General features: G+C 72.1%; 15 protein-coding genes and 1 tRNA gene. 9 read left to right on the top strand and 7 right to left on the bottom strand.

Annotation, left to right across the window (positions count from 1 at the left end; genetic code table 11):
* The first annotated feature begins 56 nt into the window (after positions 1-56).
* Together AB0E98_RS13000 and AB0E98_RS12995 are read left to right on the top strand one after the other, a co-directional pair.
* On the top strand, positions 57-620 hold the full coding sequence (locus tag AB0E98_RS13000; protein WP_361701745.1) for a hypothetical protein: 564 nt from the start codon (positions 57-59) through the stop codon (positions 618-620).
* 268 nt (positions 621-888) lie between these two features.
* The gene (locus AB0E98_RS12995) at positions 889-1,530 is read left to right on the top strand and encodes a class F sortase (protein WP_361701744.1); all 642 of its coding nucleotides are present in this window, start codon (positions 889-891) and stop codon (positions 1,528-1,530) included.
* Positions 1,531-1,562: 32 nt separating this feature from the next.
* On the opposite strand, the gene AB0E98_RS12990 is transcribed toward AB0E98_RS12995, so the two are convergent.
* Entirely contained in the window at positions 1,563-1,799 is a 237-nt protein-coding gene (locus AB0E98_RS12990; protein WP_361701742.1) for a hypothetical protein, read from the bottom strand.
* A complete protein-coding gene (locus AB0E98_RS12985) occupies positions 1,796-2,035 on the bottom strand; it encodes a hypothetical protein (RefSeq protein WP_361701740.1) in 240 nt (79 codons plus the stop codon). The genes AB0E98_RS12990 and AB0E98_RS12985 overlap by 4 nt, the downstream gene beginning before the upstream one ends.
* Positions 2,036-2,301: 266 nt before the next feature.
* On the opposite strand from AB0E98_RS12985, the gene AB0E98_RS12980 reads away from it, so the two are divergent.
* Positions 2,302-3,162, top strand: coding sequence for a helix-turn-helix transcriptional regulator (locus AB0E98_RS12980; protein ID WP_361701738.1), 861 nt, complete (start codon positions 2,302-2,304; stop codon positions 3,160-3,162).
* Positions 3,159-3,389 (top strand): DUF397 domain-containing protein, encoded by a 231-nt coding sequence (locus AB0E98_RS12975; protein WP_361701736.1) that lies wholly within the window; start codon positions 3,159-3,161, stop codon positions 3,387-3,389. The genes AB0E98_RS12980 and AB0E98_RS12975 overlap by 4 nt, the downstream gene beginning before the upstream one ends.
* Before the next feature lie 50 nt (positions 3,390-3,439).
* On the opposite strand, the gene AB0E98_RS12970 is transcribed toward AB0E98_RS12975, so the two are convergent.
* The gene (locus tag AB0E98_RS12970) at positions 3,440-3,997 is read right to left on the bottom strand and encodes a hypothetical protein (protein WP_361701734.1); all 558 of its coding nucleotides are present in this window, start codon (positions 3,995-3,997) and stop codon (positions 3,440-3,442) included.
* 241 nt (positions 3,998-4,238) lie between these two features.
* On the opposite strand from AB0E98_RS12970, the gene AB0E98_RS12965 reads away from it, so the two are divergent.
* Positions 4,239-4,787 carry an EF-hand domain-containing protein gene (locus tag AB0E98_RS12965; RefSeq protein WP_361701733.1) on the top strand — a complete coding sequence of 183 codons (549 nt, stop codon included), beginning with the start codon at positions 4,239-4,241 and terminating at the stop codon, positions 4,785-4,787.
* Between the two features lie 20 nt (positions 4,788-4,807).
* Here AB0E98_RS12965 and AB0E98_RS12960 read toward each other — a convergent pair whose 3' ends face one another.
* Together AB0E98_RS12960 and AB0E98_RS12955 are read right to left on the bottom strand one after the other, a co-directional pair.
* The gene (locus AB0E98_RS12960; protein WP_361702120.1) at positions 4,808-5,689 is read right to left on the bottom strand and encodes an AraC family transcriptional regulator; all 882 of its coding nucleotides are present in this window, start codon (positions 5,687-5,689) and stop codon (positions 4,808-4,810) included.
* Between the two features lie 112 nt (positions 5,690-5,801).
* Complete coding sequence (locus AB0E98_RS12955) at positions 5,802-6,581, bottom strand: class III extradiol ring-cleavage dioxygenase (protein ID WP_361701731.1); 780 nt, start codon at positions 6,579-6,581, stop codon at positions 5,802-5,804.
* 135 nt (positions 6,582-6,716) lie between these two features.
* Here AB0E98_RS12955 and AB0E98_RS12950 point away from each other — a divergent pair, with 135 nt between their 5' ends.
* On the top strand, positions 6,717-7,232 hold the full coding sequence (locus tag AB0E98_RS12950) for a MarR family transcriptional regulator (RefSeq protein ID WP_361701729.1): 516 nt from the start codon (positions 6,717-6,719) through the stop codon (positions 7,230-7,232).
* A gap of 101 nt (positions 7,233-7,333) precedes the next feature.
* On the opposite strand, the gene AB0E98_RS12945 is transcribed toward AB0E98_RS12950, so the two are convergent.
* Both AB0E98_RS12945 and AB0E98_RS12940 read right to left on the bottom strand, forming a co-directional pair.
* Entirely contained in the window at positions 7,334-8,836 is a 1,503-nt protein-coding gene (locus AB0E98_RS12945) for an MFS transporter (protein WP_361701728.1), read from the bottom strand.
* Between the two features lie 75 nt (positions 8,837-8,911).
* The gene (locus tag AB0E98_RS12940; RefSeq protein ID WP_361701727.1) at positions 8,912-9,598 is read right to left on the bottom strand and encodes a TetR/AcrR family transcriptional regulator; all 687 of its coding nucleotides are present in this window, start codon (positions 9,596-9,598) and stop codon (positions 8,912-8,914) included.
* 246 nt (positions 9,599-9,844) lie between these two features.
* Here AB0E98_RS12940 and AB0E98_RS12935 point away from each other — a divergent pair, with 246 nt between their 5' ends.
* From AB0E98_RS12935 to AB0E98_RS12925, 3 genes are all read left to right on the top strand, one after another.
* Entirely contained in the window at positions 9,845-11,203 is a 1,359-nt protein-coding gene (locus AB0E98_RS12935) for a M6 family metalloprotease domain-containing protein (protein ID WP_361701726.1), read from the top strand.
* A gap of 111 nt (positions 11,204-11,314) precedes the next feature.
* Positions 11,315-11,387: transfer RNA gene (locus AB0E98_RS12930), tRNA-Arg, on the top strand.
* A gap of 235 nt (positions 11,388-11,622) precedes the next feature.
* On the top strand, positions 11,623-13,281 hold the full coding sequence (locus tag AB0E98_RS12925) for a sigma-70 family RNA polymerase sigma factor (protein WP_361701725.1): 1,659 nt from the start codon (positions 11,623-11,625) through the stop codon (positions 13,279-13,281).
* Positions 13,282-13,361 lie beyond the last annotated feature (80 nt).

The raw sequence follows: 13,361 nt of genomic DNA, 5'->3' as shown, positions 1-13,361 counted from the left end.
ATTCCGACTCCCGCTGCGGCACATCGGCGTGCCGCGCCCGCGCTCACGGAGGAAGCATGCGTAACGCACGAGTGCTCGCCGGGGCCGCGCTGACCATAGCCGCGCTGGGGACGGCCGCCGCCCCCGCGCTCGCCGCCGATCACTTCGGAAAGCTGGAAGTCACCCCGGGCGCCGTCCAGCCGGGCGCCACGGTCATGGTGAACACCACCGCCTGCGGGCCCGACGGCAAGGGCATGGGCGACGCCAGCGCCGTGGGCGGCCCGGCGTCGTTCGAGCTCAAGCCGGGTACGAACAAGGAGGCCGTGGCCGGCCAGTTCATGGTCCCGAAGTCGGCCAAGCCCGGCACCTACGGGATCGGCGCCAAGTGCGCCAACGGCAAGGAGGCCACCGGCGACCTCGTCGTCAAGGCGGGCGCGGGCATGAAGAGCATGCCCTCCGCCGCCCCGAGCATGTCGCCCATGACCCCGAAGGGCGGCATGAAGACCGGCGTGGGCGGCACCAGCGACGACTCCGGCACCGCCGAGGTCATCGCCGGCGCGGCGGTCCTGGGTACGTCGGCGGTCGTCGGCGTCTGGTTCCTGCGGCGCCGCGGCGGCGGCGACCGGGCCGACCAGGCCTGACCGAGGACGGTTCCCGGTGCCGGCCGGACCGCCCCTGGGCCCCCGGACGCGCGCGCTGCGCCCGGGGGCCGGGGGCCCGGCCCCCGGCCCGGGGCGATGGGCGAACGCGTGCCTGCGCGGTGCGGCTGCGCGTTCGCGGTACGCACGGCTCGGCTCCCGGGGCGGGCCCCCGTCCCGGTCGCGCACGCCCCGGCCGGGCACGCCACGACCGTGCCCGCCCCGGCCCCATGACTCGCGCCGCAAGACCGTCGTCGCGGTCATCCTGGCGATGGCGCTCCTGACGGGCAGCTGGCTGATCGAACACGGGGCGAAGGACCAGAAGCCGCCCCCGCAGCCGTCCCGGGCCGAGGCGTTCCCCACGCCCGGGGAGCCACTGCTCGGCCCGCGCCGCGACGACCGCGCCGTACCGCCCCTGCCGTCGGTCGCGCCCACGCGCGTCCGCATCCCCGGCATCCAGGTCGACGCGCCCATGACCCCTCTCGCCCTCGGCCCCGACGGCACCCTCGCCAGCCCCCCGGAGGACGACGGCAACCTCGCCGGCTGGTACGCGGGCGGCACCCCGCCCGGCGCCGCCGGCACCGCCGTCGTCGCCGGCCACGTCGACCTGGCCAACGGCCCGGCCGTCTTCTACAACCTCGGCGCGCTGAAGAAGGGCGACACGGTGGAGGTGGCCCGCTCGGACGCGCTGACGGCCGTCTTCACGATCGATGCGATCGAGGTCTACGACCGCTCCGACTTCCCCTCGGAGAAGGTCTATGGGACGGTCGGACCGCCCGGCCATGGGCGTGCGGAGCTGCGCGTGATCACCTGCGGTGGGGGCTTCTCGGCGGAGGCGGACGAGTATCTGGGGAACGTGGTGGTGTACGCGCACCTCACGGCGGTGCGGCACCCTCCGGGGCTGCTGAGCTGAGGAGGGCACCGCACCGCCGTATTCGCCGTCGGTCAGTGGGCGTCGCGCTGATGGACGCCCATCGCGGTCGTTACCTGGGCGGCCTCCTCACGGTCGTCGGCGCGCAGGGCGGCCGCGCGGCGGCGCTTGATGTCCCAGCAGGTTTCGCAACGAGGGGCCGGCGGTTCGGGGGGATTTCCGCTGGCGGAGAGCAGCCGTTGCCTGCTCTGGTGGTTGGCGTCGGCCACCTTCGCGCGCAGCGCGTCGTCGTTGCCTGTGTTGTCGGTCATCGGCCCGCCTCCCTGTCGTGGTGGGGCACGCGGGGGCGGAGGTCGATGCCGTGCGCGGTGATCCACACCCAGTACGACGCGTCGTCGACGGCGTCGACGGGCCGGGCCTCGGGCTGCGGGGCCGCGAGCCCCGCGCATGCGGGGCACGGGCGGTCACCGCCCGCGCGGGAGGCGGAGTCGGTCGTACGGAAAACCGCCCTCGCCCACGCGAGCCATCGGCGGATAAGGTCATGCATTGCTGACGCTCCTCTTTAGCGTTGGCCATGCCCCCGGACCGGCTGCACGGTCGCGGGGGTTCTCCTTTTGGGCATGCCACACACCAAGATCACCTCTGCGTGACGATGTCGTCGCGCCAAGCGATCGCGGGATCGGAATGCACCCGCCGTGCATGCGTATGCAAGGCATGAGAATGCATAGAGTGCATGTGCGAACTTTCCTTGCAGGTAGGGGCTGTTGGCGGACAGAATCGCCGTGCCCCCTGTGCAGATGAAAGGTGGAGGGCATGCCTACGAAGCGGCAGATGCCGACGGTCCGCCTCCGGCGTTTGGCCGCCGAACTCCGACGGCTGCGCGCTGGTGCCGACTTGACCAGGGAGGACGTCACCGGTCAGACAGGCATCAACACGGCGACGCTCTACCGGATCGAGACCGCGCGTGTCCGTCCGCAGCAGCGGACTTTGGTCGCCCTTCTCGACCTGTACGGCGTGCGCGGGTCACAGCGTGATGAGGTCTTGGCGTTGTCCCAAGGCGCGAGTGCGCAGGGCTGGCTGCGCCCGTATCACAGCGAACTTCCCGAGGAATACACTGCCTACATCAGCTTCGAGGCTGAGGCGCGTGCGGTGCGAAACTACGAATCCCTATTCGTCCCGGGCCTGTTGCAGACCGAGGACTACGCACGCGCCGTGATCAAGGGCGTATTGCCGATGGCAAGTACCAGGGAAATCGAGCAGCGAGTTCAGGCACGGGTGGAGCGGCAAGCGGTGCTTGGCAATAGCGACCCTCTGCATCTTTGGGCAATCATGGACGAGGCCGCCCTGCGGCGCATGGTGGGTGATCGCGATGTCATGCACAAGCAGTTGCGGCACCTGACGGCAGCGGCCAGGGAGCCGCACATGACGCTCCAGGTCATCCCGTTCGGCGCCGGTGCGCATGCCGGGATGCCTGGCTCCTTCGTGCTCATGAGCTTTCCCGAGGCCGAAGACCCCGAGATCGTCTACATCGACAGCATGGCCGGAGACCTCTTTCTCGAAGCCGAGGCAGACATTCGCCGGTACGGCGCGATCTTCGACAATCTGCGCGCGGTGGCGCTCAGCCCTGATGACACGTCGAATTTGATCGCTGCGCTGGCCAAGGAAACGCAGTGAGAGAAGAGGTGGCGGCAGTGGGCCGAGCGATGACCCCTGATGGCATATGGCGCAAGAGTTCCTACAGCAGCGGGAACGGCCAGTGTTTCGAGATCGCGGTCTGGCAGAGGGTGGTGGCAACCCGCGACAGCAAGGACTTGACCGGACCGTCGCTGGCCTTCGGCGCGGGCGCTTGGTCGACGTTCATCGCCGGCCTTCGGGTCGGGGGGTTCGGGGCCGCAGGCTGAAGGCGCCCCGAACCGTGTGGTGGCGGGGCGCGGCCGTGCCCCGAGAGCGACTACGGCTGGATCTCCAGCTGAACCGCGTAGCCGCCGCCCCCGAGACCGGACGTGAGGCAGCCCGTGGGGAGTTCGCGGGGCGGTCCGGCGACGGTTCGCCGGACGCGGTGTCCCTTGCCGCGTCCCTCCGTGACCCGGCCCGACTGTTCGAGGAGCAGGGCGCCCGCGGCACGTACGCGCGGGGCGCTGTCGTAGACGATCAGCGACCGGCCGCCGCCGTCGTCGTATCGGACGGTCTCCGTTCCGCCCCCGCCGGAGAGTGAGACGCAGGACGCCGTCGGCAGATCCGCGTCGAAGGAGCCGGTGGCCGGGACGGTGTGGCCGGGGGCGACGGTGCAGGTGTAGGTGATGTCCGCGTGGACATGGGACGGCTGGGGCGCGAGGGTGAGGGGTGGGTCGTAGTGGCTCGTGCTGCTGCCAGTGCAGGTGATGCCCCAGCGTCCGCCACTGTCACCGCCCTCGCCCGTCCCGGCCAGACCGGCCGGTGCCCACACCACCGTCGAGCCCACGAGCAGCAGGGAACCCAGCGCCACTGCCGTACCGCGCCTACCGAACACATGCCCTCCAGAACGTTCTGCACCGCTACCGACCCATTACCGGCCTTTGCCTACCCCCAGAGGCGCTCACTGCCCAGGCGTCTCGTAGCGCACCACCAGCGCGCGCCCGGCCCCGCGCACCGCCAGTGCGCGCCGCCCCTCCCGCCGGGCCCCACCCGCTCGCCTCCGAGCGCATGGCACGCGGAACGCGCCGGGTAGGGAACGCCCACGAGTCCTTGCCGAACAGCAGGAGGAGATCCGAGTGGGGTCCACGGCCGACGTGACCGACATGACCGACGCGACCGACGCGACCGACGCCGCCACCGCCGCGCGAACACGCGTCTTCGCCATGATGGACGCGGACGGGGACGGGGCCATCACGGCGTACGACTACCTCTCCCGGATCGACCGGACCGTCCGGGCCACCGGGCGCGCGGAGGACGATCCGCTCGTCGCCACCGCCCGTGCCGAAGGCCGGAAGGCCTGGGCGGCGATGGACGCGAACGGCGACGGGAAGCTGACCTTCGACGAGTACGACGCATGGGTGGGCGCCGACAAGTTCGACCACATCTGCCGGTTCGCGCTCGGCTCGCTGTTCGATCTCGCCGATGCCGACGGGGACGGTGCGCTGGACAAGGCCGAGTTCACGTCGCTTCGTACCGCGCTGAACAACTCGCCGGGGAACGCCGCCGCCGCGTTCGACGCGCTCGACACCGACGGCGACGGCCGGGTCGGCCGTGCCGCGTATCTGGCGTCGATCCGTGCCTACATCGTCGGCGACGGCTCCCCGATGGGCGAAGCCCTCTACTAGTCATGCCATTGGTAACGCCATTAGTCGCGGGCCACAGGCGTGGCGGACCGCGCCACCGGAATCCACAGCTCCGCGTCCGCCCGCGTGCCGTCCTCCGACGGGCGCACCCGCAGGATCTCGGGCCCCGGCCGGCTCTCGTACGGGTTGGAGGGGAACCACTGCGTGAACACGTCCCGCCACAAGTACTGGAGCGACTGCGGGAACGGGCCGGAGTTCTCGAAGACGGCCCACGTGCCCGCCGGGACGGCCAGCGTGTCAAGGTCCTCGGGCACCTCGGCACGCGTCACCACGCCGTGGTAGTAGTCGAGTTCGGTGCCCTCCGCGCGGCTCTGGTCGAGCAGGACGCTCACCGAGACGATGCCCGCCGGGTCCTGGTCGGACAGCGCGGCGATACGCCCCTGCGTCTCCTTCCCGATGCCCCGGATGAACTCGGCTATCGCCGGGTTGACCCCCTCGTGGACGAGCGGGACGCGGGCCTTCTTTCCGGCCACGCGGAACTCGTCCTTCTCCACGATTCGGTATCGCATACTGCTGTTCCCTTCGACGATGAGGCGGAAGGACATCCGGGGCCGGGAGCGCAGCGTCGCGCCCGTTCGCCGGGCCTCGCCCGGGCCCACGCCGTGGAGGGCACGGAACGCCCGGGCGAAGGCTTCCGCCGAGCCGTAGCCGTAGCGTGTCGCGACGTCCAGCAGCGTCCGTTCGCCGGCGAGCACTTCGGCGCCCGCGACGGTCAGCCGCCTGTGGCGGATGTACTCCGACAGCGGGATGCCCGCCAGCGCGGAGAACAGCCGTCGGAAGTGGTACTCCGATGTCACCGCGACGCGCGCGAGGTCGGCCACGTCGATGGGCTGGTCGAGATGTGACTCGATGTGCTCCAGCGCCTGGTTCAGCCGTTCCAGTATCACCCCGGACTCCTTCCCTTTCGATCACTCACGTTAGGAAGGGACCACCCTGCCGGACCCGACATCCTGTGCCCGGTCCGGTCGCGTACCCGGGCTACCCGAACCGCCCGGACTACCCGAACTGCACCGACCGCTTCGCTAGCCCGCCCCAGAAGCCGTCGATGACGCTGCGCTGCGCGCCGAGGTCGTCGCCCGCCGCGCCCATCGCCACGAACAGCGGTGCGAAGTGTTCGGTACGGGGGTGGGCCAGCCGGCCGGCCGGGGCCCTGTGCTCGAAGTCGAGGAGCGCGTCCACGTCCTCCGCCGCCAGGGCCTCGCGGCCCCACGCGTCGAACTCCGCCGACCAGCCGGGCGGGCCGGAGCCGGCGTGACGGAGGGCGGCGAGGTTGTGGGTGAAGAAGCCGCTGCCGATGATCAGGACGCCCTCGTCGCGCAGCGGGGCGAGCCGCCGGCCGATCTCCAGCAGCCGCGCCGGGTCGAGGGTGGGCAGGGACATCTGGAGAACGGGGATGTCCGCGCCGGGGTACATCTCGACGAGCGGGACGTACGCCCCGTGGTCCAGCCCCCGGTCGGGCAGGTCCTGTACGGGCGTACCGGCGCCCCGCAGGGTGCGGCGGACCCGGTCCGCGAGGGCAGGGGCGCCCGGTGCCGTGTACCGGACGCGGTAGTAGTGCTCGGGGAAGCCCCAGAAGTCGTGGACCAGAGGCACGGTCTCGGTGGCGCCCAGCGCCAGGGGCGCCTCCTCCCAGTGGGCGGAGATCATGAGGATCGCCGTGGGCCGGGGCAGGTCCGCGGCCCAGGCGGCGAGCTGGCCCGGCCATATGGGATCGTCCGCGAGGGGCGGCGCGCCGTGGGAGAGGTAGAGGGCGGGCATGCGCCCGGGTGCCGGCATGACAGCCTCCGATTTCGCTGTACTTGAAACATCAAGCTTTTGCCTGGTCCCCGACCTTACAACTTTATTATTTAAGCTTCAAGCAATGGCTGGTCGTCGTACCGGAGGGAACCCGCGAGTGAAACAGTGGATGTCATGACGAACCGACCCCCGGAGGGCCCGAAGGACGCCGACGGGCCCCGCTGGCTCACCGACGCCGAGCAGGAGGCCTGGCGGGCGTACCAGCACGCCGCCACACTGCTGGAGGACCATCTCGACCGGCAGCTCCAGCGCGACGCCGGCATGCCGCACGTCTACTACGGCCTGCTGGTCCAGCTCTCGGAGGCGCCGCGGCGCCGGATGCGGATGACCGAGCTGGCGCAGAGCGCGAAGATCACCCGGTCCCGGCTCTCGCACGCGATCACCAGACTGGAGAAGAGCGGCTGGGTGCGGCGCGAGGAGTGCCCGTCGGACAAGCGCGGGCAGCTGGCCGTGCTGACGGACGCCGGCTTCGAGATGTTGCGGCGGTCCGCGCCGGGGCATGTGGAGGCGGTCCGGGGCGCGGTCTTCGACCGGCTGACGCCCGAGCAGATCGCCCGGTTCGGCGAGGTGTGCGGGATCATCGCCGCCGGGCTCCAGCCGGAGGGCGCGGACCTGCCCTGGCTGCGCTGATCCGGAGCCGCCCGGGGCGTGGCCCGTACGCGTGAAGGGCCCCCGCCGATTCCCTCGGCGGGGGCCCTTCGCACGTGGCGTTCACCGTGGCGTTCACGGCCTCAGTGGGCCATCACCGGGATCGCGTCCTCGGCCGTCTCGCCGTCCGCCGAGGAGGCGGCGGGGCCGCCCGGGTTGGCGTTGACGAAGACGACGGCGACCAGCGCGGAGAGCGACAGGATGCCGACCGCCCACCAGACGGCGGTGGAGTAGCCGTGCACCATCGACTGGAAGGTGAGGATCTTCTGGTTGGTGGCGCCGGCCATGTGGGACTTGAAGTAGTCCGTGGTGGCGCTGGCGGCGATGGTGTTGAGCAGTGCGGTGCCGATGGCGCCGCCGACCTGCTGCGAGGTGTTGACCATGGCCGAGGCGACGCCCGCGTCACGCGGCTGGACGCCGTGGGTGGCCAGGCTCATGGCGGGCATGAAGGCGGTGCCCATGCCGAGGCCCATCATCATCAGACCGGGCAGGACCACCGTGGCGTAGGAGGTGTCCAGGTCGATCTGGGTGAGCAGGACCATGCCGGCCGCCGCGAGCAGGAAGCCGGGGCCCATCAGCCAGCGCGCCGGGACGCGGGTCATCAGGCGGGTGCCGATCTGCGTGGAACCGGTGATCATCATGGCGATCATCGGCAGGAACGCGAGACCGGTCTTGACCGGCGAGAAGCCGCGGACGATCTGGAGGTAGTAGGTCAGGAAGAGGAACAGGCCGAACATCGCGATGGCGGCCAGGCCCAGGGAGATGTAGACACCGCCGCGGTTGCGGTCGGTGAGCACGCGCAGCGGCATCAGCGGGGCCTTCACCGTGCGCTCGACGAGCAGGAAGACGCCCAGCAGCACGGCAGCCGCGGCGAACAGACCGATCGTCATGCCCGAGGACCAGCCGTCGGACTCGGCGCGCGTGAAGCCGTAGACCAGGGAGACCAGGCCGAGGGTGGCCAGGATGACACCGGGGATGTCCAGCTTCGAGGGGTTGCGGCCCTCGGCGGGCTCACGGATCACGGAGATCGCGCCGGCGGCGGCGACGATGGCGAAGGGGATGTTCACGAAGAACGTCCAGCGCCAGTTGAGGTATTCGGTGAACAGACCGCCGAGGATCAGGCCGACACCACCACCGGCACCCGCGATGGCACCGAAGACGCCGAACGCCTTGGCGCGCTCCTTCGCCTCGGTGAAGAGCACGGCGAGCAGCGACAGGGCCGCCGGGGCGAGCAGCGCGCCGAAGACGCCCTGGAGGGCGCGGGCGCCCAGCAGCATGCCGGTGTTGACCGCGGCGCCGCCGAGCGCGGAGGCGGCCGCGAAGCCGATCAGGCCGGTGACGAACGCGCGCTTGCGGCCCCACAGGTCGGAGATCCGGCCGCCGAAGAGGAGCAGTCCGCCGAAGGCGAGGGCGTAGGCGGTGATGACCCACTGCCGGTTGCCGTCCGAGATGCCCAGGTCGGCCTGGGCGGAGGGCAGCGCGATGTTCACGATGGTCGCGTCGAGGACGACCATCAGCTGGGCCAGGGCGATGAATATCAGCGCTTTCCAGCGCCTCGGGTCGGCTTCGGTGCGGAGTTCTGGCATGGGTGGGGCCTACCTAGCGGTAATGGTGGGTGCGGTGGGTCGTGGGCCTGCCTGGTGCGCGGGCCGCGCGTGCTGCTACGGGCGGGGTGCGTCCCCGGTGGACGGACCGGCGGCCGAGTCCGCTGCCGAGGGGAACTTCCGGCGCAGGTCCGCCAAGGTGGCGGGCATACCGGGGAGTTCCGACCGGGCCGGGTTCATCAGGCCGTCCAGGAACAGCTGGAGATGACGGTGGACGAACTGGCCGAAGTCATGGCAGCCGGTGTCGGGCAGCGGTCTGGTGAGCTGGGTGATGGCCACCATCAGGTCACCGATGCCGATGTCGGCGCGGAGCTGACCGGACGCGCGGGCGGCGGCCATCAGCGCCTCGATGACGCTCTCCAGCCGGTCGCGGGCCTCGACATGGTCGGGGTGGCTCTTGTCGACGCCCTCGGCGAGCAGGGGACACAGGGCCCCGATCCGCTCGTCCGCCGCGGCGTGGACGAAGCGCCTCAGCGCGTGGAAAGCATCGGGCTCCTCCGCTAGCGCCGCCTCCGCCCGGTCGGCGATACGGGCCATGACGGAGAGGGTGACATGGTGGATCAGCTCGCGGCGGTCCGCGAAGTGCCTGTACAGCGTGGCATTGCCGACCCCGGCACGTCGAGCGATTTCATCGAGTGAGGAATCGGCCCCGTGCTCGACGAGGGCCTCGCGGGCGGCCGCGACGATCCGCTCGCGGTTGCGCAGGGCGTCGGCGCGCAGACGGGGCTGCGGGGCTGTGGCCAAGGCCGTGCCCTCCTTCCGTGAGGAATGACTATGCGGGGAGCGACTCCCCGTTTGGCAGGAACGCTCACTTAAACGGGGAGAACCTCCCCGGATATTTCAGGGCTCCGTATGGCGTGAATCACACCCCCGGATGGCGGGATTCCGCTCCCCGTCTGCCGCAGTCCAAGGCGCGTGGGACCACTCACCGGGCACAGGGTGAGTGATGAGTACGACGAGATGACGACGGCGGGATGAAGGCGAGGCGGCATGAGACCCCTGGTCATCCTGGTCGCGGCGGCCACGGTGGGCGCCCTCACCGCGCCGCTGCCCGCGCGGGCGGGGGAGGCCGGGGGCACGGCCGCCGGTGGCGGGGCCGCGGCAGCCGCCCGCGCGGCCACCACGGACGGAACGGCTCGCGACCCGGCCGGCGACCCGTCCGCCGCCGGACGGACGGCCGCCGGCCTCCGGGGCGGGGGCAGACCGCCCAGCGGCCCGTGCGCGCTGCGCACCGTCACCCGGCACGTCTCCGAAGCGGCCCGCACCCCGCGCGGGTACGCCCGGTCCAGCGGCGTCGTACGGGCCGCCACCTTCCTCATCGACTTCCCGGACGCCCCCGCGAGGACGAGCGCGCGGGGGCGGTACGCCGAGTTCTTCCCGGCCGTCTCCGACTACTACCGCGTCAGCTCCTACGGGCGGCTCGACTACCGCTCCACGCCCTGGCCGCGCTGGATCCGCATGTCCCGCCCGTACCGCTCGTACGGCATCACGCGCGGCGCGACCTTCGACCCCAACCGGGACGACGGCTACTACGCGATCACCCGGGAGATCCTGGCCGCCGTCGGAAGCCGGGTCGACTTCCGGCGCTACGACCTGATCAACGTGGTGGCCACGCCGGAGGCCGGTCCGCCCGCCGTCCAGGACGTCCGCTCGGTGACCTTCGCGGGCGCCGCCACGGGACTGACCTCCCGCAATGGCGCACCCATCCGGAACGTGTCCTTCATCTGGAGCCGGCAGACCGGTGACAGCCCCTACCGCGTCCTCAACCACGAGAACGCCCACAGCTTCGGCCTCCCCGACCTCTACCGCGGCGACCAGAACCGGATGCCGCGCACCCCCGTGGGCCACTGGGACCCCATGGACGAGGACTGGGGACCCTCGAACGACTTCCTCGCCTGGCACAAGTGGAAGCTGGGCTGGCTGGCCCCCTCGCAGGTCCACTGCGTGTCCCGGCCCGGCCGCCGGATGCTGACGCTGAGCCCCACCTCGGTGCCGGGCGGCCCCAAGCTCGCCGTGATCCCCCTCTCCCCGACCCGCGCGATCACCCTGGAGGCCCGCGCCCCGGGCCGCCTCGACCACGCCGTCTGCCGCCCCGGCGTCCTCGTCACGACCGTCGCATCCGACCTGCCCTCGGGCGGCGCCCCCGTGCGCGCCTCCGACGCGACCCCGGGCAGCCGGGGCTGTCTGACCACCGACCCCAATGTGAGCCCGCCCCTGACCGACGCCCCCTACCGCGCCGGCCAGCGCTGCACGGCGGCCGGTGTCACCGTCGACGTCCTCGGCCAGGACCGGGCCGGGAACTGGCGCGTCCTGGTCACCCGCCGCCCGCCGGCGGACGACTACGCCTGATGGCCCACTGACCGGCCGCACGCCGATCCGCTAACCTGTCCGTCGAGCGTCCTCGCAGGCCGCGCGGCCCCCACGGGTGTCCGCGGGCGTCGGCGGACGCGCTCACGCCCCGCCTCCGTAGCTCAGGGGATAGAGCACCGCTCTCCTAAAGCGGGTGTCGGCAGTTCGAATCTGCCCGGGGGCACTGGCAGTACCTCGCGCCAGCGGCGCACACAGGCCCAGGCCGGAGCACGTCTCCGCCCTGGGCCTTTGTCGTGCCCGCCACCCCTGTCAGCCCCCGTGCCCCCGTGCCGCCGTGATCGGGCGGTGCCGAAGTGGTGGCCGAAAAGTTGGACCAGTTTTCGTTATGCCCCCTGTTACCTCAGGTCTCCCATGCATCGGAACGCCAGGAATGGCGGGCAGAAACGAGGTGGCAAGGCGTGACTGTGAAGAGTGTGACCGGGGTGGTCGAGGCGGCGCGGGCCGGGGACGCGGGTGCGCAGGGCGAACTCGTGGCAGCCTGCCTGCCGCTGGTCTACAACATCGTCGGCAGGGCGCTGAAGGGCCACGCGGACGTCGACGACGTGGTCCAGGAGACCATGATCCGGATGGTGGGCGGTCTCTCCGGGCTGCGTGACGCCTCACGCTTCCGGTCCTGGCTCGTCGCGATCGCCATGAACCGGATCCGCGGCCACTGGCGCAGACAGCAGGACGCCCCCGTGGGCGGGCTCCAGGAGGCGTGCCACCTCTCCGATCCCGGCGCCGACTTCGTCGAGCTGACGATCCTCCGGCTCGGGCTGGAGGGACAGCGCCGGCAGGTCGCCGAGGCCACCCGCTGGCTCGACGACGACGAGCGGGCCGCGCTGTCCCTGTGGTGGCTGGAGGCGACGGGCGAGCTGACCCGGGCCGAGGTCGCCGCGGCGCTGGAGCTCACGCCGCAGCACACCGCCGTACGCATCCAGCGCACCAAGCTCCAGCTGGAGACCGCCCGGGCCGTCGTACGGGCCCTGGCCACGACCCCGCGCTGCCCGGAACTCGCGGGCATCGTCGGCATCTGGGACGGCACACCGTCCCCGCTGTGGCGCAAGCGCATCGCCCGGCACACGCGCGGCTGCGCCGAGTGCGGCGGCCACTGGACCGCGCTCATACCCGCCGAGGGACTGCTCGCGGGCCTCGGGCTCGTCCCGGTGAGCGCCGCCCTGCTGGATCGATTCGCCGCCGTGATGCCGGGCGTTCAGCCCGTCGCCTGCGCCACGGCCGGTGTGTCGGGCGGTGTCTCGGGCGGCGCGGGAGGGGCGGCCCCCGGTACGTCCTCCGGTACGTCCTCGGGGGCGCCCGCCCCGGCTGTACGCCGTCGGCCCGGTGTCCGTGCGGTCGTCACCGTCGCCGCCCTGGCCGTCACCGTCGCGGTCGGTGTCCTGGGCGGATACCGCTACCTCGCCCCCGCGCCGGACGGCAGCGCGACGCGCGACGGAAGCCAGGGCCGGGGCGCGGAGAACGTGGTGCTTCCGCTCACTTCCCTGCGGACCGAGCTCCCTTCGCCGCCCACGCCCGCCCCCTCCGCGTCCTCCCCGGCGGCCCGTACCGCCACGCCCACGCCCGCGTCCGCGCCCGCCCACCGCCCCGTCGTACGACAGCCCGCCCGCACCCCCTCAGCGGCCCCGTCCGCCCGCACCACCACCCCGGTCCGTACCCCGGCGCCCGCGACCACGCCCGGCAACGGCACCGGTCAGCAGGACGAAGCCGCCAGGGACGTCGAGCGCCAGGTCAACGACGAACGGGCCAAGGCCGGTTGCGGGCCGCTGCGCGCCAGCGCCGAGCTGGTCGTCGTCGCCCGGCGCGGCGCCGACGAGCTGGCGGTACGCGGCCGCGTCGACGTCTCCCGGGAGCAGGAGAAGGCGGCCCCCGGGCACCGCTGGAGTCTCGCGGGCGCGGTCTCGGCCGGGCGGTCCGACGTCGCCGGAGCGATGACCGTGTGGACGCGCGGCGCGGTCCGCCACGACGTCGTCCGCGACTGCTCGCTGACCGAACTCGGCGTCGGCGTCACCTTCGTCGCCGGTTCGCCGCAGCACTGGACGCCGGTCGTCGCCGCCCGCTGAGCCGCCGCCGTACACCCCCCACCCACCGAACTTCCGCGCGCCCGTCGCGCGGTTCGCGTCACACCCTCCACGACCGTTGG

Origin of the sequence: Streptomyces sp. NPDC037389 (assembly GCF_040636475.1) — a bacterium.
Classification (GTDB): domain Bacteria; phylum Actinomycetota; class Actinomycetes; order Streptomycetales; family Streptomycetaceae; genus Streptomyces; species Streptomyces hesseae.
This window is presented reverse-complemented; position numbering and strand designations above follow the sequence as displayed.

Bases quoted from the DNA above. Each gene is read 5' to 3' on its own strand.
- AB0E98_RS13000 (WP_361701745.1), top strand. From the start codon at position 57: ATGCGTAACGCACGAGTGCTCGCCGGGGCCGCGCTGACCATAGCCGCG.
- AB0E98_RS12995 (WP_361701744.1), top strand. From the start codon at position 889: ATGGCGCTCCTGACGGGCAGCTGGCTGATCGAACACGGGGCGAAGGAC.
- AB0E98_RS12990 (WP_361701742.1), bottom strand. From the start codon at position 1,799: ATGACCGACAACACAGGCAACGACGACGCGCTGCGCGCGAAGGTGGCC.
- AB0E98_RS12985 (WP_361701740.1), bottom strand. From the start codon at position 2,035: ATGCATGACCTTATCCGCCGATGGCTCGCGTGGGCGAGGGCGGTTTTC.
- AB0E98_RS12980 (WP_361701738.1), top strand. From the start codon at position 2,302: ATGCCTACGAAGCGGCAGATGCCGACGGTCCGCCTCCGGCGTTTGGCC.
- AB0E98_RS12955 (WP_361701731.1), bottom strand. From the start codon at position 6,581: ATGCCGGCACCCGGGCGCATGCCCGCCCTCTACCTCTCCCACGGCGCG.
- AB0E98_RS12950 (WP_361701729.1), top strand. From the start codon at position 6,717: ATGACGAACCGACCCCCGGAGGGCCCGAAGGACGCCGACGGGCCCCGC.
- AB0E98_RS12945 (WP_361701728.1), bottom strand. From the start codon at position 8,836: ATGCCAGAACTCCGCACCGAAGCCGACCCGAGGCGCTGGAAAGCGCTG.
- AB0E98_RS12935 (WP_361701726.1), top strand. From the start codon at position 9,845: ATGAGACCCCTGGTCATCCTGGTCGCGGCGGCCACGGTGGGCGCCCTC.